This is a genomic window from Streptomyces sp. NPDC101110, assembly GCF_044759525.1.
Lineage (GTDB): Bacteria > Actinomycetota > Actinomycetes > Streptomycetales > Streptomycetaceae > Streptomyces.
Window position 1 is genome coordinate 14,384 of record NZ_JBIVZM010000005.1, and the last position, 19,876, is coordinate 34,259.

Genomic DNA, 19,876 nt, shown 5'->3' on the forward strand with positions numbered 1-19,876 from the left:
GGCAGCCCGGCGCGCAGCCGGGCAACCGGCCCCTGGCAACCCCCTTACAGCGCCTGGGGATACGTGAAGAAGCGGTTCGGGTCGTACTGCTTCTTCAGCTTGGCCAGGCGGGTCGCCGCGTCCCCGTAGTACGCCTTGCGCCAGTCGGTCAGGGTCGGGTCCGCGTAGTTCTGGTAGGCCGCCCCGGACGCGTGGGGGCGCATGGCCTTGTGGGCCGAGGCCAGCCAGCCGCGGGCCGTCGTGCCGCTCGTGCCGGCCCGCCACGCCCCGATGTACTGGGCCAGCATCCGGGAACGGCGGTGGACGAACGCCGTGGCCGTGGGGGAGACGCGGTTGACCGCTCCGCCCAGGGCCGTGAGGGCGATGCTGCCGGTGCCGCCGCGGACCGAGGCGATCTGGGCCAGCAGCGTGCGGATGCCGGCCGCGGACAGCGAGTGGTCGAAGAAGTCCGACGCAGCGGCGTACGTCTCGCGGCCCAGCGCGCCCTTCGGGGAGCGGCCCGGGGTCGAGCCGGGCAGATGGCACTGCGCGTCCGTCGGGAACGAGGAGCAGCCGGCGTACACCTCCATCGACTCCTCGTACGAGCGGCGCTTCAGGGAGACGCTGCGGGCCGGGGCGCCGACGCGGTCGGCCAGGCGGTCGACGGCGTTCTTCAGCTCGCCGTGGGTGCCGAGGGAGAACGCCGCGACCGAGACGGTCGGTGTGCCGCCCGCGGTGTTCGCCAGGTGCAGGGACGACCAGATCTCGTCGGGCTGCGAAGGCCCCCACTCCTGCCAGGCCTTCACCACCGCGGCCGCCTTCGACCAGGGCCAGGACAGGTACGCCGAGACGCCCTGCGGGGCCGGGTGGGTCTTGAAGTGCAGTTCCGTGACCACGCCGAAGTTGCCGTTGCCGGCGCCGCGCAGCGCCCAGAAGAGGTCCTTGTTCTCCCGGGAGTCGGCCGTAATCTGTTTGCCGTCGGCGGTCACGAGGGTGGCCTGGGTGAGGCTGTCGCAGGTCAGACCGTAGGCGCGGGAGACCACGCCGTGGCCGCCGCCGAGGGTGAGGCCGGAGACGCCGACGGTGGGGCAGGAGCCGGCGGGGATGGTGACGCCCTTGGCGGCGAGGGCCCGGTAGACGTCGATGAGTTTGGCGCCGGCGCCGACCACCGCGGTGGTGCCCGAGGCCCGGACGCGGTTGAGCTTGGAGACGTCGAGTATCAGACGGCCGTCGCCGGAGGACCAGCCGCCGTAGGAGTGGCCGCCGTTGCGGATCGCCACGCGCAGGGCGTGGGCGCGGGCGTAGGCCAGGGTCGTGCGGATGTCGTCCGTGTGGGACACGTACGCGACCGCGGCGGGCTTCAGGTTGTCGAAGCGGGTGTTGTAGAGCTGCCGGGCCGCGGGCCAGCCGGCGTCGCCGGGACGGACCAGCGGGCCGTCGAGGTCGCGGGCCAGGGCTGACCAGTTCGCGGCGGCGGTTCTCGACGTGGTGGAGGTGCGCACGGCGTCGGTGGCCGTACCCGCGGAGCGCGTGCCCGACGGGGTGCAGGCGGTGGTGAAGGGGGTCGCGGCCGCGGCGATCGCCGCCGTGCCGGCTGTGAGAATCGTGCGCCGTTCCATGGGGCCTCCCGGTGGTTCCGCCCTGGGAGACGGGGTGATGGGGGGTGGGGGTTCCATGGTCCGGACACGGACGGGGCGATGTCCGCCACCGTCTCAGCCCGTCGTGTGCCGCTCGGCGTCCGTGCGCGCCTGGCTTCTCGCCCTGCGGGCCGGACCACGCCAGCCGCAGCTGCAGTGGGCCATGCAGAAACGGCCCTTCTCCATGGTCGTCGTGCGGTGTTCCGGGAGGTTGGGGGGAGGCTCCGGCCCGTCCTGCTGCGCCACACCGACCACGTTACCCAGCGCCGGTGAGGGGTTCGTACGGCGGTCGGCGCCGGACTCGCGTGACGGGGGCACAAACCCGTCGTTAACCGGAACAACGAGGGGGCCCGTGACGGACGTACCGGCTGGGGGTAGGCAGGCGATGACTGGGCGGCAGCGGGAACGGCGGCACCGGCGGACGCGAGCGGCGGTCGCCGCGGCCGTGGTCCTGGCCGGAGCGGGCCCGGCGTGCGCCGGGTGCTCCGGGGGTGACGCGGTCGCCGGGGACTCCCGCGGCGGGGATGCCGTCACCGCGTTGCGGCAGGCCGCCGACCGGCTCGTCGACGCGGGCAGCTCCAAGGCCCGTACGTCGATGGAGATGGCCGCCGGCGGGACCCGGGTGACGATCCGCGGTGCCGGGGCGTACGACTACCGCAAGCGGATGGGGCGGCTGAAGGTGATGCTGCCGCAGGATCCCGCGGGGGCCGCCGAGCGCCGGCCGATCACGGAACTGCTCGCGCCCGGTGCGCTGTTCATGAAGAACCGGGGCGCCGGGGTGCCCCCGGACAAGTGGGTGCGGGTGGACACGCGGACCCTGTCCGACGGCAACCTCGTCACCGGCGGCGCCACCGACCCGTTCACGGCTGCCGAGGTGCTGCTCGGGACGCGGACGGCGACCTACGTCGGCAGGACGGAGGTCGCGGGGACCGCGGTGCGGCACTACCGGGGGACGGCGGACCTCGCCGACGCGGCCCGGCGGGCGTCGAAGGAGAACGAGGGACCTCTGAAGGCGGCGGCCGAGGGGTTCGCCACGGCCGCGGTGCCGTTCGACGCCTACCTCGACGACGAGGGACGCATCCGCAAGGTCAGGCACCGTTTCAGCTTCCTGAACGGGCACCAGAAGAGTCCCGTCGCCGTCGCCTCGACCACGCTGCTCTACGATTTCGGGGCCTCGGTGCGCGTACGGTTGCCCAGGACCGCCGACATCTACGCGGGCAGGATCGCCGAGGAGTGACCGGCGTGAACTAGCCCGTCCGTGCCATGCGCGGTGTGTGTGCCGCTCCCTACTCTAGGAAGTCGGCAACGGCAGAGACGAGGTGATGCACGTGGCTCCGGTCGGCGGTACGGCAGTTCAGGACCACGTGGCCCTCGCCGAGATCGAGCTGTGCGGAGAGCTGATCATCGCGGCCTCGGCCGCCCGCGAGCGGCTGAGCCTGGAGAGCATCGACGAGGTGCTGAAGGTGGCCGAGGAGCGGGGCTCCTCCGCAGGCTGAAACGGTGCCCGGCTCACGTCCGCAGCATGCGGGCGATCGCCTGGGTCGCCTCCTTCACCTTCGCGTCGATCTCGTCGCCGCCCTTGACGGCAGCGTCGGCGACGCAGTGCCGCAGGTGCTCCTCCAGCAGCTGCAGGGCGAAGGACTGCAGGGCCTTGGTGGAGGCGGAGACCTGCGTGAGTATGTCGATGCAGTAGACGTCCTCGTCGACCATGCGCTGCAGGCCGCGGATCTGGCCCTCGATGCGGCGCAGGCGCTTGAGGTGTTCGTCCTTCTGCTTGTGGTACCCGTGCACACCGTGGTCGTGATCGGCCGGCGTCCCGGTGCCGGCGCTGTCGGCGGTGCCGGTGGTGACATGTGCGACATGTGTGGTGTCGGTCACGTCCGTCATCGCTTCCTCCTGGTGAGCAGTGGGCCGACATATACCCCTGGTGGGTATATGGTACCGCTCTTTACTGGGTATACGGCCCTGGGAACCGCCCCCGTGCTCATCACTGTGCCTGATGGGCGACACTGGTGGGCGGCCCGATAGCCGTGGCCGGATGATGCGCCTAGCATCGGCCTGACCGAAACCGAAGCACCCCGAGGACCCCACGTGCGCTTTCGTCTGACCCCCAGGGAGACGAGCTTCTACGACATGTTCGCCGCCTCCGCGGACAACATCGTCACGGGCTCGAAGCTCCTGATGGAACTGCTCGGGGCGGACTCGTCCGCCCGGGCCGAGATCGCAGAGCGTATGCGGGCAGCGGAACACGCAGGTGACGACGCCACGCACGCGATCTTCCATCAGCTGAACTCCTCGTTCATCACGCCGTTCGACCGCGAGGACATCTACTCCCTCGCCTCGTCGCTCGACGACATCATGGACTTCATGGAGGAGGCCGTCGACCTGGTCGTCCTCTACAACGTCGAGGAACTGCCCAAGGGCGTCGAGCAGCAGATCGAGGTACTGGCGCGCGCCGCCGAACTGACGGCCGAGGCGATGCCGCACCTGCGGACCATGGAGAACCTCACCGAGTACTGGATCGAGGTCAACCGGCTGGAGAACCAGGCCGACCAGATCCACCGCAAGCTGCTGGCGCACCTCTTCAACGGCAAGTTCGACGCCATGGAGGTCCTGAAGCTCAAGCAGATCGTGGACGTCCTGGAGGAAGCGGCGGACGCGTTCGAGCACGTGGCGAACACGGTGGAGACCATCGCCGTCAAGGAGTCCTGAGCCCTTCATGGACACCTTCGCTCTGGTCGTGACCATCGCGGTCGCGCTCTTCTTCACGTACACCAACGGCTTCCACGATTCCGCGAACGCGATCGCCACGTCCGTCTCGACGCGGGCGCTGACGCCGAAGGCCGCGCTGGCCATGGCCGCGGTGATGAACCTCGCCGGTGCGTTCATGGGCTCCGGGGTCGCCAAGACCGTCAGTGAGGGGCTGATCCAGACGCCGACCGGCTCGAAGGGGATGGGCATCCTCTTCGCCGCGCTGGTGGGCGCGATCGTCTGGAACCTCATCACCTGGTACTTCGGCCTGCCCTCCTCCTCGTCCCACGCGCTGTTCGGTGGCATGGTCGGGGCGGCGCTGGCCGGCGGCACGACCGTCTACTGGAGCGGGGTGCTGGAGAAGGTCGTCATCCCCATGTTCATCTCCCCGGTGGTCGGTCTGCTGGCCGGTTACCTGGTGATGACCGCGATCCTGTGGATCTTCCGCAAGGCCAACCCGCACAAGGCCAAGAGGGGTTTCCGCATAGCGCAGACCGTCTCGGCGGCCGGCATGGCGCTGGGTCACGGTCTGCAGGACGCGCAGAAGACGATGGGCATCGTGGTGATGGCGCTGGTCATCGCCGATGTCGAGGACTACGGCGATCCGATCCCGGTGTGGGTCAAGATCGCCTGTGCGGTGATGCTGTCGCTGGGCACCTACGCCGGTGGCTGGCGAATCATGCGGACGCTGGGCCGGAAGATCATCGAGCTGGACCCGCCGCAGGGCTTCGCGGCGGAGACGACCGGCGCGTCGATCATGTTCACCACGGCGTTCCTGTTCAAGGCGCCGATCTCCACGACCCACGTCATCACGTCCGCGATCATGGGCGTCGGGGCGACGAAGCGCGTCAACGCCGTGCGCTGGGGCGTCGCCAAGAACATCATCCTGGGATGGTTCATCACGATGCCGGCCGCCGCGATCGTGGCCGCGGCGTCCTTCGGGATCGTGAATCTGGCGTTCCTGTAGCGCGCCGGACGCAGACGAGAGGGCCCGCCCCTGGGAGAGGGGCGGGCCCTTTTTCGGCCTCGCGGTGGCACCGCCATGCAGCACCGCGAGGAGTCGGGGGGGTGCGGCTCAGCCGAAGCGGCCGGAGATGTAGTCCTCCGTGGCCTGCACCGACGGGTTGGAGAAGATGCGCTCCGTGTCGTCGATCTCGATGAGCTTGCCGGGCTGGCCGACGGCCGCGAGGTTGAAGAACGCCGTGCGGTCGGAGACGCGGGCCGCCTGCTGCATGTTGTGCGTCACGATGACGATCGTGAAGCGCTCCTTGAGCTCACCGATCAGGTCCTCGATGGCGAGCGTGGAGATGGGATCGAGCGCCGAGCAGGGCTCGTCCATGAGCAGGACGTTCGGCTCGACCGCGATCGCCCGGGCGATGCACAGACGCTGCTGCTGACCGCCGGAGAGGCCCGAGCCGGGCTTGTTCAGGCGGTCCTTGACCTCGTTCCAGAGGTTCGCGCCCTTCAGGGAGCGCTCGACGATGTCGGTGAGTTCGCTCTTCTTGTAGTTGCCGTTCAGCCGCAGGCCCGCCGCGACGTTGTCGAAGATCGACATCGTGGGGAACGGGTTCGGACGCTGGAACACCATGCCGACCTCGCGGCGGACCGACACCGGGTCGATGCCGGTGCCGTAGAGGTCCTCGTCGTCGAGGAGCACCTTGCCCTCGACCCGGCCGCCCGAGGTGACCTCGTGCATGCGGTTGAGCGTGCGCAGGAACGTCGACTTGCCGCAGCCGGACGGGCCGATGAACGCCGTCACCGAGCGCGGCTCGACGGTCATCGAGATGTCCTCGATCGCCTTGTGGGAGCCGTAGAAGGCGGTCAGTCCGCTCACGTCGATTCGCTTGGCCATGACTACTTCACTTCCAAAAAGTCTGGGGGGTCGCTGTGGCCCCGGGCGGCGGTAGCCGCAGGTTGTCGCGTCAGCGACCGGTCTTCGGGGCCTTCCAGCGGGCGATACCGCGGGCCACCAGGTTCAGGAGCATCACGAAGGCGATCAGGGTGAGCGAGGCCGCCCAGGCGCGGTCGTACGCCGCTCCGGAGCCCGCGCTGTTCGCGTACTGCTGGTAGATGTACAGCGGCAGCGAGGCCTGCGCCCCCTCGAAGGGGTTGGCGTTGATGAACGCATTGCCCCACACCAGCAGCAGGACCGGGGCGGTCTCACCGGTGATGCGGGCGATCGAGAGCATGATGCCCGTGGTGATGCCGCCGATGGAGGTCGGCAGGACCACCTTCAGGATGGTGCGCCACTTGGGGACGCCGAGCGCCAGGGAGGCCTCGCGCAGCTCGTTCGGGACGAGCTTGAGCATCTCCTCCGTGGAGCGGACGACGACCGGCATCATCAGGATGGCCAGGGCCAGCGAGCCGGCGAAGCCGAAGGGCTGCATGTCGAACATCAGCATGAGGCTGAGGATGAACAGACCCGCGACGATCGACGGGATGCCCGTCATGACGTCGACGAAGAACGTGATGGCCTTGGAGAGCCTGCCCCGGCCGTACTCGACGAGGTAGATCGCGGTGAGCACGCCGACCGGCGCCGCGATCACCGTGGCGAGTCCGACCTGCTCCAGGGTGCCGAGGATGGCGTGGTAGATGCCGCCGCCGGGCTCGGTGTCGGCGACGACGCCCATGGAGTGCGTCAGGAAGTAGACGTCGAGGACCTTCACGCCGCGCGCGACGGTCGACCAGACCAGGGAGGCCAGCGGGACGACGGCGAGCAGGAAGGCGACCCAGACCAGGGAGGTCGCGATGCGGTCCTTCGCCTGCCGCTTGCCCTCCACGCCCGCGGCGATGGCGTACGTGCCGACGACGTAGAGGATCGCGGCGATCAGGCCCCACTGGACGCGGCTGTGCAGGCCGCCGACGAGGCCGATGCCGATCGCGAGGGCGATCGAGCCGGCGGCGATGGCGTAGGGGGACCACTTGGGCAGACGGGCGCCGCGCAGGGTGCCGGGGCCCTTGGGGGTGATGGTCGCGGTGCTCATGCGTTGGCCCCCGAGTACTCCTTGCGGCGGGCGATGATCGCGCGGGCCGCGCCGTTGACCAGCAGGGTGATGACGAACAGGACCAGACCGGAGGCGATCAGCGCGTCGCGGCCGAACTCGGTGGCCTCGCCGAACTTGCTGGCGATGTTCTGGGCGAACGTGCCGCCGCCCGGGTCGAGCAGGCTGGCCTGGATGTCGAAGGTCGGGGAGAGCACGGTGGCGACGGCCATGGTCTCGCCGAGGGCGCGGCCGAGGCCGAGCATCGAGGCGGAGATGACACCGGAGCGGCCGAAGGGCAGGACCGCCATGCGGATCACTTCCCAGCGGGTGGCGCCGAGCGCCAGGGCTGCCTCCTCGTGCATCTGCGGGACCTGGCGGAAGACCTCGCGGCTCACGTTGGTGATGATCGGCAGGATCATGATCGCGAGCAGGATGCCGACGGTCAGCATCGAGCGGGGGGCGCCGCCCTCCCACGAGAAGATTCCGGTCCAGCCGAAGTAGTCGTTCAGCCAGCCGAAGAGGCCGGTCATGTGCGGCACCAGGACGAGTGCGCCCCACAGGCCGTAGACGATGGACGGTACGGCGGCGAGCAGGTCGATCACGTACGCGATGGGGCCGCGGATCCGGCGCGGGGCGTAGTGGGTGAGGAACAGCGCGATGGCGACGGCGACCGGGACCGCGATGACCATGGCGACGATCGAGGAGACGACCGTGCCGAAGGCCAGGACGGCGATGCCGAAGTTCGGCGGGACGAGGTTGGTGTCCCACTGGAAGGTCGTGAGGAAGTTGCCCTGGTCCTTGCTGATGGCGAGGGAGGCGCGGTAGGTGAGGAAGACCGCGATCGCGGCCATGATCACCAGCAGCAGGATGCCCGAGCCGCGGGAGAGGCCGAGGAAGATCCGGTCTCCGGGACGGGTGGCCCCGCGCGCGGCGCGCTTGTCGGTGGTCGGCTGCGGAGCGGGGGGAGGTGCGTCGGTTATCTGTGTGGGTGTGCCCATCGGGTTCTCCGGTCTGCGGAGCCGTACGCGGGGTACGGCCACTGGCGGCGGTGCACCGGACGGTGCGGCCCGGTCCCGGGGAGGGGGCCGGGCCGCACGCGGGTCAGCTCAGGCCCTCGATGGTGGTGCGGACCTGGGAGATGATGTCGGCGGGGATCGGCGCGTAGTCGTTCTCCGAGAGGACCTTCTGGCCGTCCTCGGAGGCGATGTAGCGCAGGAACGCCTTGGTGCCGGGCAGGGTGTCGGACTTGTTGCCCTTGTCGCAGACGATCTCGTACGTGACGAGGACCATCGGGTAGGCGCCCTCGGCCTTGGTGCCGTAGTTCAGCTCCAGGGAGAGGTCCTTGCCCGTGCCGACGACCTTGGCCTCGGAGATCGCCTTGGTGGCGTTCTCGACCGTGGCCTTGACCGGCTGGGCGGCGCCCGTGTCCAGGTCGACCGTCTTCAGGCCGTCCTTGGCGTACGACAGCTCGAAGTAGCCGATGGCGCCGTTGGTCTGCTTCACCTGCTGGGCGACACCGGAGGAGCCGGAGGCGGACTGGCCGCCCTTGGCCTGCCAGGTCTTGCCGCCGTCGTAGGGCCAGTCGCCCTTGGCGGTGGCGATCAGGTACTTGGTGAAGTTGTCCGTGGTGCCGGAGTCGTCCGAGCGGTGGAACGCCTGGATCTTGAGGTCCGGGAGCTTCGCGTCGGGGTTCAGCTTCTTGATCGCCGCGTCGTTCCAGTTGGTGATCTTGCCGTTGAAGATCTTCGCCAGGGTCGGGGCGTCCAGGACGAGGTTGTCCACGCCGTTGACGTTGTAGCCGACCGCGATCGGGCCGCCGACCATTGGCAGGTCGATGCCCTGGCCGCCGTTGCAGACCTTCTTGGAGGCGACGACCTCGTCGGGCTTCAGTGCCGAGTCGGAGCCGGCGAAGGCGACCTGGCCCTGGGTGAACGCGGTGACGCCGGCCCCGGAGCCGCCGCCCTTGTAGTTGATCTGGAGGCCCTGGCAGGCCGCGGTGAACTGCTTCACCCAGGCGTCGATCGCGTTCTTCTGCGCGGACGAGCCGTCGGCGAGCAGCTGGCCCTTGGCGTCGTCGCACTTGACGTTGCTCGGCGCGGCGGCGTTCGAGGAACCGCCGCCGTTGCTGTTGCCGCCGGTGTCGTCGGAGCCGCACGCCGTGAGGGCCAGGGCGCCGGAGACGGCGAGAGCACCGAGAGCGAGGGCCCGCCGGTTCATGCGCTGAAGCTTCACTTGAGTTCCTTCCGGGAGCCGCCGTCCTGATCGGCGGCGTGCGAAGTCTGAGTGACGCGGACGCGTTCGCGCCCTGTGGGCGCGGCTCACGTCGGTAAGGCCGAAATTAGGCAGATCAGGTGAAGCCGCCGATGGCCGCACATGAACGAGGGGTGAACCCCTGCATAAGGCCTGGTTAGGTCACGGAATGCTCACGGGGAGAGAACGACGGCGTTCCGCTTCAGGGATGAAGCGGGACCGTTCGGTCAGCCGGTCGTGCGGGGCAGGTGCAGCACGGCGAGCAACTCGTCGACCAGGGGCCGGTCGTGGGGCTGGGTGAGACGGTCGTGGGCGGCGGCGGGCGCCAGCCACAGGACCCGATCCACCTCGTCCGTCGGCACGAACGCGCAGCTCACCGCCTCGGCGGCCCAGTAGCGGACCTGCTTGGGCCGACCACCCGCGAGATACCGCTGGGTGGACAGCTCGGGACCCGGCACGGCCTGGCAGCCCGTCTCCTCCGCCACCTCGCGCAGCGCTCCGGCGAGTGGCTCCTCGCCGCGCTTCAGTTTCCCCTTCGGCCACGACCAGTCGTCGTATTTCGGCCGGTGGATGAGGCAGAGCTCCGCCTCGCCGGTGGCCGGGGACGGGCGCCACAGGACGCAGCCCGCCGCCTGGACCGTGGTGTCCTTGGGGGTGTTCACCGGGTCTCACCGCCTCCTGGTGCCGGGCCTGGTCATGACACGCCCACGGGCTCCTTCTGCCAGGCCTGCTGGAACGCGAAGCGCGCCGCCTCCACCTCGTGCCGCTGGTCGGCGTGGAGCACGCCGAGGGCGTAGGCCGTGGCCGGGGCGATGCGCGGGGTACGGGCCGCCTGGGCCGCCGCTGCCGCCGCCTCCGAGGCGTCGCGGTGCAGGTTGAGGGCCTGGCCCGCGGAGAGCAGGCGCAGGTCCACCACGGCGTTGCCCTTGGGCCCGCTGACGGCCTCGCGGGCGTAGCGGTGCAGACGCAGCAGCAGCCTGACCTGGTGCCACGGGGCGTCCTGCGGGTGCGGGACCGTGTCCGGGGACAGGCCGTGGACGAGTGCCGTGGCGTTGTACGGGTTTCCCGCGGTGACCAGCGGCAGGGAGCTCACGGCGTCCGCGAGACGGTCCTGGGCGGCGGCGGCCAGGGGACGCAGGTCGGTGGTGCCGGCGGCCTCGGTCAGGGGAACCTCGCTGGCCAGGACCGCGACCTTGTCCGCGACGGCGTGGAAGCGGCTGCTGCCCAGGGCTTGCAGGGCCGTGGAGTGGGCCCGGGTGCGGGCGAGGGTGAGCTGGCGGTCGAGCAGGGCGCCGGCCTTGGCCGCTCCCACGGTCAGGTTGCCGCGTTCCGGTGCCGAGGCCGAGGCCGAGGCTGAGGCCGGGGCGGTGCGCAGCCCGGTGTCCCCCGGTGCCGCCTTGCGGGGCACGGGCGGCGCGCCGGTGGTACTGCCACCGGCAGTCGGGGCGGCCGCCCGGGACGGGAGGGCCGAAGAGCCCGACAGGCGGTGCAGGGCCGTCAGCAGGCGTTCCAGCCGGGCCGTGTACGCGTGTTCCATGGCCAACGTCCCCGACACCCAAGCCAGTTCGGGGCGCATGGCCTCGCACCAGTCCGCGTCGAGGAGGGACTGGAACGAGTGCAGGCTGGCGCTGATGCGCCGGGCCGAGCGGCGCAGGGCGCGTGCCGCCTCGGCCGAGCCTTCCGAGCCGCTCGCCCCCGACCCCGTCTCCCGGTGCAGGCGCAGCGCCCGGAGGAACTCCGTCGCCTGGGCCCGCAGATAGCCCGCGAGGGCGTCTCCCGTGGGGGCGGGCCCGACGTGCCTGGACCGGGGGTCCGTCGGGTCAAGGTGTCGCTGTGCCACGCCGGCGCCTCCGGGCGTCTATGAGCATCTCCTGGACGTTGCGCAGGGGCTGTCCGTCCGCGTCGGTCGCGTGCCGGGTCCAGTCGCCGTCCGGGCCGAGGTGCCAGGAGGCGGTGGAGTCGGACATGCCGGTCTCCAGCAGCCGGTTCAGGGCAGCCCGGTGGGCCGGGTCGGTCACCCGGACCAGGGCTTCTATCCGGCGGTCGAGGTTGCGGTGCATCATGTCGGCGCTGCCGAACCACACCTCGGGCTCGCCGCCGTTGCCGAAGGCGAACACCCGGGAGTGTTCGAGGAAACGGCCGAGGATCGAGCGGACCCGGATGTTCTCCGACAGGCCCGTCACGCCGGGGCGCACCGCGCAGATGCCGCGCACCCAGATGTCCACCGGCACGCCCGCCTGGGCCGCGCGGTAGCAGGCGTCGATGACGGCTTCGTCGACCATCGAGTTGACCTTGATGCGGACGTACGCGGGCCGTCCCGCGCGGTGGTGCTGGATCTCCTTGGTGATCCGCGAGACCAGGCCGTCGCGCAGCGACTTGGGGGCGACGAGCAGACGACGGTAGGTCTCCCGGCGCGAGTAGCCGGACAGGCGGTTGAAGAGGTCCGAGAGGTCCGCGCCGACCTGCGGGTCGGCCGTGAGCAGGCCGAGGTCCTCGTAGAGACGGGCCGTCTTGGGGTGGTAGTTGCCGGTGCCGACGTGGCTGTAGCGGCGCAGCGTCTCGCCCTCCTGGCGGACCACCAGCGACAGCTTGCAGTGGGTCTTCAGCCCGACCAGGCCGTAGACCACGTGGCAGCCGGCCTCCTCCAGCTTGCGCGCCCACTTGATGTTGGCGTGCTCGTCGAAGCGGGCCTTGATCTCCACCAGGACCAGGACCTGCTTGCCGGTCTCGGCGGCCTCGATGAGCGCGTCGACTATCGGGGAGTCGCCCGAAGTCCGGTACAGGGTCTGCTTGATGGCGAGGACGTCCGGGTCTCCGGCGGCCTGCTCCAGGAAGGCCTGGACGGACGTGGAGAACGAGTCGTACGGGTGGTGCAGCAGGACGTCCCGTTCGCGCAGCGCGGCGAAGATGTCCGGCGCGGACGCCGACTCGACCTCGGCGAGGTCGCGGTGGGTGCCGGCGACGAACTTGCGGTACTTGAGTTCCGGCCGGTCCAGGGAGGCGATGCGGAACAGGCCGGTGAGGTCCAGCGGGCCGGGCAGCGGATAGACCTCGGCCTCGCTGATCTTCAGCTCGCGCACCAGCAGGTCCAGGACCTCGCGGTCGATGGACTCCTCGACCTCCAGGCGCACCGGCGGCCCGAACCGGCGCCGCATGAGCTCCTTCTCCAGCGCCTGGAGGAGGTTCTCGGCGTCGTCCTCCTCCACCTCCAGGTCCTCGTTGCGGGTGAGGCGGAAGGCGTGGTGCTCCAGGACCTCCATGCCCGGGAACAGCTCTTCCAGGTGGGCGGCGATGACGTCCTCGATGGGGACGTAACGGCCCGGCGAGCTCTCCAGGAACCTGGACAGCAGTGGCGGCACCTTCACCCGGGCGAAGTGCTTGTGGCCGGTGACCGGGTTGCGCACCACGACGGCCAGGTTCAGGGACAGGCCGGAGATGTACGGGAAGGGGTGCGCCGGGTCGACCGCCAGCGGGGTCAGCACGGGGAAGATCTGGTGCCGGAACAGGGTGAACAGGCGGGCCTGCTCCTTCTCCTGCAGTTCGTTCCAGCGGACCAGGTGGATGCCCTCCTCCGCGAGTGCGGGGGCGACGTCCTCGTGGTAGCAGGCGGCGTGCCGGGCCATGAGCTCGCGGGAGCGGGCCCAGATCATCTCCAGCACCTCGCGCGGCTGGAGGCCGGAGGCGGAGCGGGTGGCCACGCCGGTGGCGATACGGCGCTTCAGTCCGGCCACCCGGACCATGAAGAACTCGTCCAGGTTGCTGGCGAAGATCGCGAGGAAGTTGGCCCGCTCCAGCAGGGGCGTGTCGGGGTCCTCGGCGAGTTCGAGCACCCGCTCGTTGAACGCGAGCCAGCTGCGCTCCCGGTCGAGGAACCGGCCCTGGGGCAGTTCGGCGCCGTCGGCCTGCGACTCCTCGTAGGCGTCGAGGTCGGCGTCGATGTCGGGTTCCAGATCGGAGACGGTTGCCGCGACCGTGTGCGGGCGGTGGGCTGCGATGGAGCCCACGGAGGGCTGCGCGTTGGGATTGCTGCTGTGGCCCGCAGAGCCTCCACCACGGGCGGTGGTGGGAGACGGGTGGCCTTGTGCCTGGGTGTTCGGCTGGCTCATGGACCCATTCTTCCGCGCCGCGAGCATCACGGGCGCGTCGGACAGCTCGGGCGGGAGCGGAGGTGCCACATGAGTGCTCCCGTTTCCCTCGGGACCCTCACGGGGCGGGGGAGGCTCGGGCACGGCGGGATTCATTGGCCGAGCTTCGCAAGCTCGTCTGAATCGATGGTTACGGAGACATGACGTGCGGGACACCGGGGGGCGGACCGCGGGCGTCCACAGGCCGGGTGGAAGGCCGGGTCTGCCGCCCACAGGCTGTGGACACCGCTCGGCGCGACGCCACGCCACCGGCCGGGACGTGTCCGCGCACCGGCGTCGGTGTGTACGGTCCGCGCGTCCATCCCCCCGTGGAAGGACGCGCGGACCGGGCTCAGGGGAGGCGGCGGGACAGGACGAGGAAGGCGGCGGCCGTCGCGGCGGCGGCCACGGCCAGCAGGAGGCCGGTTTCCACGTACTGCAGCGGCCAGAAGTGCGACTCGGGGTGGAAGGTCGCGCGGGTGAGCGTCACGCCGTGCCGGGGAGCGTCCTGCCAGGCGACCTGGAACGCGGAGCGGGGCAGCTCGAGGGTGCCGGCCTCGGTGCGGGTCACGGCCGGCCAGAGGTCCTCGCGGTGGCGCTCCAGGAGGCTGTGCACGAGCAGCGCGGCGGCGAGGGCGACACCCGTGGCGGGCAGGGCCCGGCGCCACACCAGGCCGGCGAGGGCCCCCAGGGCGAGGCCGGCCAGGGCGTAGGCCACGGCCACCGGGCCCGTCGACACGAACGCGTCGGGGTAGTACCAGTCGCCGACGAGGTCGGGATCGCCGTCCCCGCGCGCCCAGCGGTTCAGCAGGACGAGCGTGCCGGTGCCGGCGGTGAGCAGGGCGGCCGGGGCGGCCAGTTTCACGGCCAGCCAGCGCAGGGGGCCGACCGACTGGGTCCAGGCCAGCCCGGCGGTGCCGCTCTCCAGTTCGCGGCCGACCAGGGCGCCGCCCGCCCAGGCGGCCACGGGGAACATCACCCAGGACAGGGCGGTGGCGAGTACGGCGATGCCGTTCGCGTACGTCTCGTCGGCGCTGATCGCCTCGACCGCCGCGCAGGAGGGGAGCCGGTCGGTGGGGGGAGTGGCGCAGGCGCTCATGCCGGCCCTTGCCTCGTCCCCGAGGGCGTGCAGCAGGATCAGGGCGGCCGTCGCGGCGGCCAGGGCCGCCAGCGACAGGACGAGGGCCGTGCGGTGGGTCCGGGCGACCGCCCGGAGCAGGCCGCCCCGATGGGGGCCGGGCCGGGTGGCGGGTTTGGCGGGCACTGTGTCGAGGGCGGTCATACGGCGGCTCCCGTGCGGCGGCGCAGCAGGACGAAGGCGGTCGCGGCCGCCAGGGCGGCGACGGTGAGGAGGAGCCCGGTCTCCATGAGCTGGAGGGGCCAGAAGTGGGACGCCGGGTGGTAGTCGGCGTAGTAGTGGGTGATGCCGGTCCTGGCCTCGCAGCCGGGCTCGCCCGAGCACGCCGGGATCGGGACGCGGGCACCGGAGGCGGACAGGGCACCGGTCTCGACGATCATGCTGTCGGAGCCGGCGGTGCCCTCGTCCAGGCCCCTCACGACCGTCTTCACCGGCCACAGGTGCGGGCGCAGCTCGTCGATGACGTAGACGAGTGACACCACGGCCAGGACCGCGACGCCCAGGGCGGGCAGCGTCCGGCGCAGCAGCAACCCGACCAGGACGCCGAGGGCCAGGGCGGCGAGGGCCTGGGCGGCGGCGATGGTGCCGTTGATCTCGAAGGTGCCGTCGTCGTACCAGGCGCGCCAGCTCATGACGCCGAGCGGGGCACGGTCCGACGACCACAGCATGCGATGCAGCAGCGTCAGCGTGAGCGTGCCCGCCACCAGCAGCAGGGCCGGGACCGCGAGCTTGGCGGTCAGCCAGCGCAGGGGGCCCACCGACTGGGTCCAGGCGAGCTGAGCGGTGCCGTTCTCCAGCTCGCGGCCGATGAGGGCGCCGCCCGCCCAGGCCCCGATGAGTAGCGGGAGGAGCCTGACGAGGCCGATGCCGACCGCCACGGCCGTCTGGTAACGGCTGCTCGCGGGGCCGGGGATGTCGCAGCCCAGGTTCGGGCGGGACAGGTCGCAGCCCGTGTCCGCGTACTCGGTCCAGGCGGCGTCCGCACCCGGGCCCATCGCCCACAGCAGCGCCCCGGCGGCCACCACCACCAGCCCCAGCCAGAACAGCAGCGCCGAGCGGTGCAGCCGGAGCATGGCCAGGACCAGGCCGCGCGACGGTGAGGTGCGCCCGGGGACGGCTGGTGTCGCCATGGTGTCGAGGGCGGTCATACGGCGGCCTGCCGCGCGTCGAGCAGCAGCGGTGGGGCGTCGGGGGCGCGCAGGTGGGCCAGGACCACTTCCTCCAGGGACGGGCGGTCGCCGTGGAGTCCGTCGCCGAGGGGGCCCGCGGGCCGGACCAGGGCGGTCAGCTGGCGGCCCGTGGTGCGGGACTCGACCACCGTGTGCGGGTCGAGGGCGGCACCCGCGCGGCCCGTGACCAGGGTGTGCGCGGCGAGCAGCTCGTCGAGCGGCCCGGCGAGCCGGACCCGGCCGGAGCCGAGCAGCAGCAGGTGGTCGCAGGAACCCTCCAGTTCCGCGACGACGTGCGAGGACATGACAACCGTGGTGCCGTGTTCGGCGGCGTCGGCCATGAGCGTGGCCGTCAGCTGGTGCCGGGCGAGCGGATCGAGGTCGGCCATCGGCTCGTCCAGGAGCAGCAGTTCGGGGCGCTTGCCGAGGGCCAGGGCGAGGGCGACGCGGGTGCGCTGGCCGCCGGAGAGCGACCGGATCTTCGTGTCGGGGTCGAGGTCGCCCTCCGCGACGATCCGCTCGGCCGTGCGGGCGTCCCAGCGGCGGGGGTTGAGGTCGCGGCCCAGTCGCAGGGTCCCGGCGATGGTGAGCTGGGGGTACAGGGGCTTGTTCTGGGCGACGTGGGCGAGGCGCGCGCGGGCCGCGGCCGGGGTCGTGCCGAGCACGGTGACGGTGCCCTCGGTGGGGCGCAGCAGCCCGGCCGCCAGGGCGAGCAGGGTGGACTTGCCGGCGCCGTTGGGGCCGGTGAGGGCGCAGACGCGGCCCGCGGGGAGCCGGAATGCGCAGCCGTCCAGGGCCGGGGCGCGGCGTCGCCCGAACCTCCTGCCCAGGCCCGCCGCCTCGATGGCGGTGTCGGTCATGCGTCCCCCTTGAAGTCGGCGAAGTGCGCGTCGAGTACGGAAGTGAAGAGGGCGGCCACGTCCTCGCGCTCCAGGCCGGCCTCGCGGGCCCGGGCCGCCCAGGCGTCCAGGTCGGCGCGGAGCGGGGAGTCGGCGGGGGCGGTGCTCAGGGACTTGCGGACGAACGTGCCCAGCCCGCGGCGGGCCTCGACCAGCCCCTCGCGTTCCAGCTCCCGGTAGGCCTTGAGGACCGTGTTCGGGTTGATGGCGGTGGCCTCCACGACCTCACGGGCCGTCGGGAGCTTGTCCCCCGGCTCCAGCAGGCCGAGCCGCAGAGCCTGTTTGGTCTGCTGGACGATCTGGACGTAGGTGGCCACGCCGCTGCGCCGGTCGATGCGGTACTCGACCACTGCTTGAACCACCCTTTCACTAATTGAGTAGTGAAAGGGTGGTGGAAGGGGGGCCGGAAAGTCAAGCGCGGTTACCCTGCCCCTCGTGGACCTCAAAGCCGTACGGGCCTTCGTCGCGATCGCCGACTCCGGGCAGTTCCAGCGGGCGGCCGCGGATCTGGGCCTCACCCAGCAGGCAGTCTCCAAGCGGATCGCCGCGCTGGAGAAGGACCTCGGGGTGCGGCTGCTGGTGCGTACGCCGCGCGGGGCTGAGCCCACCATCGACGGGCAGGCCCTGCTGCCGCACGCCCGGGCCCTGCTCCGGGCCGAGGAGCGGGCAACGGCCGCCGTGCGCCCCGGAAGCCGGGCGCTGCGGGTCGACGTCGTCGGACGCCGGGCCGCCCCCGGCGGGCTGGTGCAGGACTTCCACCGGGCGCACCCGGAGATCCCGCTGGACGTCGTCACGCTCTTCGACGTGGACACGGCCGTGACCGCCCTGCGCGACGGGGCCGTCGACGCCACCTTCCGCGCCGTCACCATGCCCGGACACCCACTCCCCGACGGCATCGCCGCGCTGCCGGTCCTGGACGAGCCGATGCACCTGTGCGTCGGCCCCGGCCACGCCTTCGCCCGGGCCCCCTGGGTGACGCCGGAGCAGCTCGCCGGGCACCGCGTCTGGATGCCGGGCAACGCGCCCGGGACCGAGTGGCACGCGTACTACGAGGCGCTGGCCGCCGAGTTCGGGCCGGCCGTCGACACCATCGGACCCAACTTCGGCCTCGAGGCTCTCCTCGACACCATCGCGGGATCCCCGGCCCTGGCGACCTTCCTCAGCGAACGGACCCCGCACGTCTGGCCCGTGGGCCACGACCTGCGGCTCCCCCTGCGTGACCCCACGCCGGTCTATCCGCACTCCCTGCTGTGGCGCGCGGACAACCCGCATCCCGGTCTGACGGCACTGCGCGAACATCTGACGGCGACCCGCCCGCGACCGCCGGAGGGTGACCTCTGGCGGCCGTCTTGGGCGAACCCGGCGCCTAGGGAGTGTCGAGCCGCTTCTCCAACAGCGTGAAGGACTTGGGCGGTCCGCCCGGCTGCGGCTTGCCCGCCTTGTGGCCCACCACCCGGTAACCGGCCTCCGCGTAATAGGCGTTGAGCGGTGCGTTGCCCGCCAGGCAGTCCAGCCGCACCCTGGTCCGCCCCGCCTCGGCCACACGGCGTTCCGCGGCTGTCAGCAGCAGCCGCCCCGTGCCGGGCGCGGCGGCGGTCCGGTCCACCATCAGCCGGTGCACGTACCCGGCCACGGGCGGCTGCGCGCCCCAGGCGTCCTCGTCCTCCCACCACAGCTCCCAGGCCCCGACCGGACGCCCCCCGGCCTCCGCCAGCCAGACCTCGCCCCGGGTCATGATCCGGCGGAAGTGGTCCTCGTCCAGCTCCCCCGGCCGCCACTGCCCGGTGATGCCACGGGCCAGCATCCAGCGGGCGGCGTCGTCGCGGAGGCGGACGAGGGCGGCGAGGTCGGACTCGGCGGCGGGCCGGACACGCGGGCCGGTCGTCGACGGCACGGCTCAAGTCTCCGTCCGGTACATCAGGTCCACCTCGTGCGTGGTGAACCCCAGCCGCTCGTACACCGACACCGCCGCCTTGTTGTCGGCGTCGACGTACAGCATCGCCGTGGGCAGCCCCTGCCCCGCGAGATGCCGCAGCCCGATCGTGGTCAGGGACTTGCCGAGCCCGCCGCCCTGCGCGCCGGGGCCGACGCCGAGCACGTACACCTCGCCCAGGCCCTCCTCGGCGTGCACCTTCGTCCAGTGGAAGCCGACCAGTTCGTCGCCGCGGAAGGCCAGGAAGAAGCCCGCCGGGTCGAACCACGGCTCGGCCTTGCGGTCGTCGAGGTCGCGCTGGGTGAGGGAGCCCTGCTCGGGATGGTGGGCGAAGGCGGCCGCGTTCACCGCCAGCCAGGCCGCGTCGTCCTCGCCGGGGACGAACGTACGGACCGTGACGCCCTCGGGGAGCACCGGCTCGGGTGCGTCGAAGTCGGTCAACGGCCTTCTCATCTGCCGCAGTTCACGGAAGAGGGTCAGGCCGAGGACCTGCGCGAGGTGCCGGGCGGCGGAGTGCCCGCCGTGTGCCCACACCCGCAGCCGCTTGCCGGAGGCGGCCAGCAGGGCGGAGCCGAGTGCCCGCCCGTGCCCGTGCCCGCGGTGCCCGGGATGCACGACCAGCTCGGCGGCCGGCGGCTCCACCAGGTCCGTGTCCTCCAGCTGGGCATAACCGACAAGTTCCCCGCCGGCGGTCAGCAGCAGATGGGACACGCCCTCCCGCTCCCCGCCGCGCAGCTGCAACCGGCCCTGTTCGGACACCGCCTGCTGTCCGTCGGTCCGGGCCGCCTCGTCGAGCAGCCCGAGCACGGCCTCGGTCTGCTCCGCGGAGAGCGCGGCAAGGGTCTCGATCGAGCGGGGGCGGCCTGGCCTCACGGTGTCGTCGCTGGTCATGCGTACGAGGGTACGGGGCACCACCGGCAAATCGGCGGCAAAGAAGCAACCAGGTCGTAACCACGAAAGGCCTGTCGCGCTACGCGCGTTGACTCTAGGCTGCGCCGGACGGCAACACCGT

General features: G+C 71.6%; 21 protein-coding genes. 5 read left to right on the forward strand and 16 right to left on the reverse strand.

Annotated features, from left to right (window positions below; translation table 11 throughout):
* Positions 1-44: 44 nt before the first annotated feature.
* Together ACIQU3_RS12490 and ACIQU3_RS12495 are read right to left on the reverse strand one after the other, a co-directional pair.
* Positions 45-1,598, reverse strand: a complete 1,554-nt coding sequence (locus ACIQU3_RS12490) for an FAD-binding oxidoreductase (RefSeq protein WP_403743831.1) — start codon at positions 1,596-1,598, stop codon at positions 45-47.
* Positions 1,599-1,691: 93 nt separating this feature from the next.
* On the reverse strand, positions 1,692-1,934 hold the full coding sequence (locus ACIQU3_RS12495) for a hypothetical protein (protein WP_403743829.1): 243 nt from the start codon (positions 1,932-1,934) through the stop codon (positions 1,692-1,694).
* Positions 1,935-2,001: 67 nt separating this feature from the next.
* Between ACIQU3_RS12495 and ACIQU3_RS12500 the strand changes: the two genes are divergently transcribed.
* Together ACIQU3_RS12500 and ACIQU3_RS12505 are read left to right on the forward strand one after the other, a co-directional pair.
* Positions 2,002-2,853, forward strand: coding sequence for a hypothetical protein (locus ACIQU3_RS12500; RefSeq protein ID WP_403924745.1), 852 nt, complete (start codon positions 2,002-2,004; stop codon positions 2,851-2,853).
* A 91-nt stretch (positions 2,854-2,944) separates the two neighbouring features.
* Positions 2,945-3,112: a hypothetical protein gene (locus ACIQU3_RS12505; RefSeq protein WP_234845600.1), complete on the forward strand. Its 168-nt coding sequence runs from the start codon at positions 2,945-2,947 to the stop codon at positions 3,110-3,112.
* Between the two features lie 13 nt (positions 3,113-3,125).
* Here the strand turns inward: ACIQU3_RS12505 and ACIQU3_RS12510 are convergent, their stop codons facing one another.
* Complete coding sequence (locus ACIQU3_RS12510; protein ID WP_403743825.1) at positions 3,126-3,503, reverse strand: metal-sensitive transcriptional regulator; 378 nt, start codon at positions 3,501-3,503, stop codon at positions 3,126-3,128.
* Between the two features lie 204 nt (positions 3,504-3,707).
* Here ACIQU3_RS12510 and ACIQU3_RS12515 point away from each other — a divergent pair, with 204 nt between their 5' ends.
* Both ACIQU3_RS12515 and ACIQU3_RS12520 read left to right on the forward strand, forming a co-directional pair.
* Positions 3,708-4,328 carry a DUF47 domain-containing protein gene (locus ACIQU3_RS12515; RefSeq protein WP_234845528.1) on the forward strand — a complete coding sequence of 207 codons (621 nt, stop codon included), beginning with the start codon at positions 3,708-3,710 and terminating at the stop codon, positions 4,326-4,328.
* Positions 4,329-4,335: 7 nt separating this feature from the next.
* On the forward strand, positions 4,336-5,334 hold the full coding sequence (locus ACIQU3_RS12520; protein ID WP_403743823.1) for an anion permease: 999 nt from the start codon (positions 4,336-4,338) through the stop codon (positions 5,332-5,334).
* A 108-nt stretch (positions 5,335-5,442) separates the two neighbouring features.
* Here ACIQU3_RS12520 and pstB read toward each other — a convergent pair whose 3' ends face one another.
* The 11 genes from pstB to ACIQU3_RS12575 form a co-directional block, all read right to left on the reverse strand.
* Complete coding sequence (pstB, locus tag ACIQU3_RS12525) at positions 5,443-6,219, reverse strand: phosphate ABC transporter ATP-binding protein PstB (protein ID WP_403924748.1); 777 nt, start codon at positions 6,217-6,219, stop codon at positions 5,443-5,445.
* A 70-nt stretch (positions 6,220-6,289) separates the two neighbouring features.
* A complete protein-coding gene (gene pstA, locus ACIQU3_RS12530; RefSeq protein ID WP_403743817.1) occupies positions 6,290-7,351 on the reverse strand; it encodes a phosphate ABC transporter permease PstA in 1,062 nt (353 codons plus the stop codon).
* Positions 7,348-8,349 (reverse strand): phosphate ABC transporter permease subunit PstC, encoded by a 1,002-nt coding sequence (gene pstC, locus ACIQU3_RS12535; protein WP_403743814.1) that lies wholly within the window; start codon positions 8,347-8,349, stop codon positions 7,348-7,350. Before pstC ends, pstA begins: the two co-directional genes overlap by 4 nt.
* Before the next feature lie 103 nt (positions 8,350-8,452).
* Positions 8,453-9,583, reverse strand: a complete 1,131-nt coding sequence (gene pstS, locus ACIQU3_RS12540) for a phosphate ABC transporter substrate-binding protein PstS (RefSeq protein WP_403743811.1) — start codon at positions 9,581-9,583, stop codon at positions 8,453-8,455.
* 245 nt (positions 9,584-9,828) lie between these two features.
* Positions 9,829-10,263 (reverse strand): NUDIX hydrolase, encoded by a 435-nt coding sequence (locus ACIQU3_RS12545; RefSeq protein WP_403743807.1) that lies wholly within the window; start codon positions 10,261-10,263, stop codon positions 9,829-9,831.
* A gap of 32 nt (positions 10,264-10,295) precedes the next feature.
* Positions 10,296-11,441, reverse strand: a complete 1,146-nt coding sequence (locus ACIQU3_RS12550) for a CHAD domain-containing protein (RefSeq protein WP_403743802.1) — start codon at positions 11,439-11,441, stop codon at positions 10,296-10,298.
* Entirely contained in the window at positions 11,422-13,842 is a 2,421-nt protein-coding gene (locus ACIQU3_RS12555; protein ID WP_403743800.1) for an RNA degradosome polyphosphate kinase, read from the reverse strand. Before ACIQU3_RS12555 ends, ACIQU3_RS12550 begins: the two co-directional genes overlap by 20 nt.
* 235 nt (positions 13,843-14,077) lie before the next feature.
* Positions 14,078-15,007: a hypothetical protein gene (locus ACIQU3_RS12560; protein ID WP_403924751.1), complete on the reverse strand. Its 930-nt coding sequence runs from the start codon at positions 15,005-15,007 to the stop codon at positions 14,078-14,080.
* The gene (locus tag ACIQU3_RS12565; protein ID WP_403924754.1) at positions 15,004-16,011 is read right to left on the reverse strand and encodes an ABC transporter permease; all 1,008 of its coding nucleotides are present in this window, start codon (positions 16,009-16,011) and stop codon (positions 15,004-15,006) included. Before ACIQU3_RS12565 ends, ACIQU3_RS12560 begins: the two co-directional genes overlap by 4 nt.
* A complete protein-coding gene (locus ACIQU3_RS12570; RefSeq protein WP_403924757.1) occupies positions 16,008-16,892 on the reverse strand; it encodes an ABC transporter ATP-binding protein in 885 nt (294 codons plus the stop codon). Before ACIQU3_RS12570 ends, ACIQU3_RS12565 begins: the two co-directional genes overlap by 4 nt.
* Positions 16,889-17,281 carry a GntR family transcriptional regulator gene (locus ACIQU3_RS12575; protein ID WP_234845540.1) on the reverse strand — a complete coding sequence of 131 codons (393 nt, stop codon included), beginning with the start codon at positions 17,279-17,281 and terminating at the stop codon, positions 16,889-16,891. The genes ACIQU3_RS12570 and ACIQU3_RS12575 overlap by 4 nt, the downstream gene beginning before the upstream one ends.
* An 85-nt stretch (positions 17,282-17,366) precedes the next feature.
* Between ACIQU3_RS12575 and ACIQU3_RS12580 the strand changes: the two genes are divergently transcribed.
* Entirely contained in the window at positions 17,367-18,332 is a 966-nt protein-coding gene (locus ACIQU3_RS12580; protein WP_403924760.1) for a LysR family transcriptional regulator, read from the forward strand.
* On the opposite strand, the gene ACIQU3_RS12585 is transcribed toward ACIQU3_RS12580, so the two are convergent.
* Together ACIQU3_RS12585 and mshD are read right to left on the reverse strand one after the other, a co-directional pair.
* Positions 18,298-18,825 (reverse strand): GNAT family N-acetyltransferase, encoded by a 528-nt coding sequence (locus ACIQU3_RS12585; RefSeq protein ID WP_403743787.1) that lies wholly within the window; start codon positions 18,823-18,825, stop codon positions 18,298-18,300. The genes ACIQU3_RS12580 and ACIQU3_RS12585 overlap by 35 nt on opposite strands.
* A 3-nt stretch (positions 18,826-18,828) precedes the next feature.
* Positions 18,829-19,755 (reverse strand): mycothiol synthase, encoded by a 927-nt coding sequence (gene mshD, locus ACIQU3_RS12590; RefSeq protein ID WP_403924763.1) that lies wholly within the window; start codon positions 19,753-19,755, stop codon positions 18,829-18,831.
* Between the last annotated feature and the right edge of the window lie 121 nt (positions 19,756-19,876).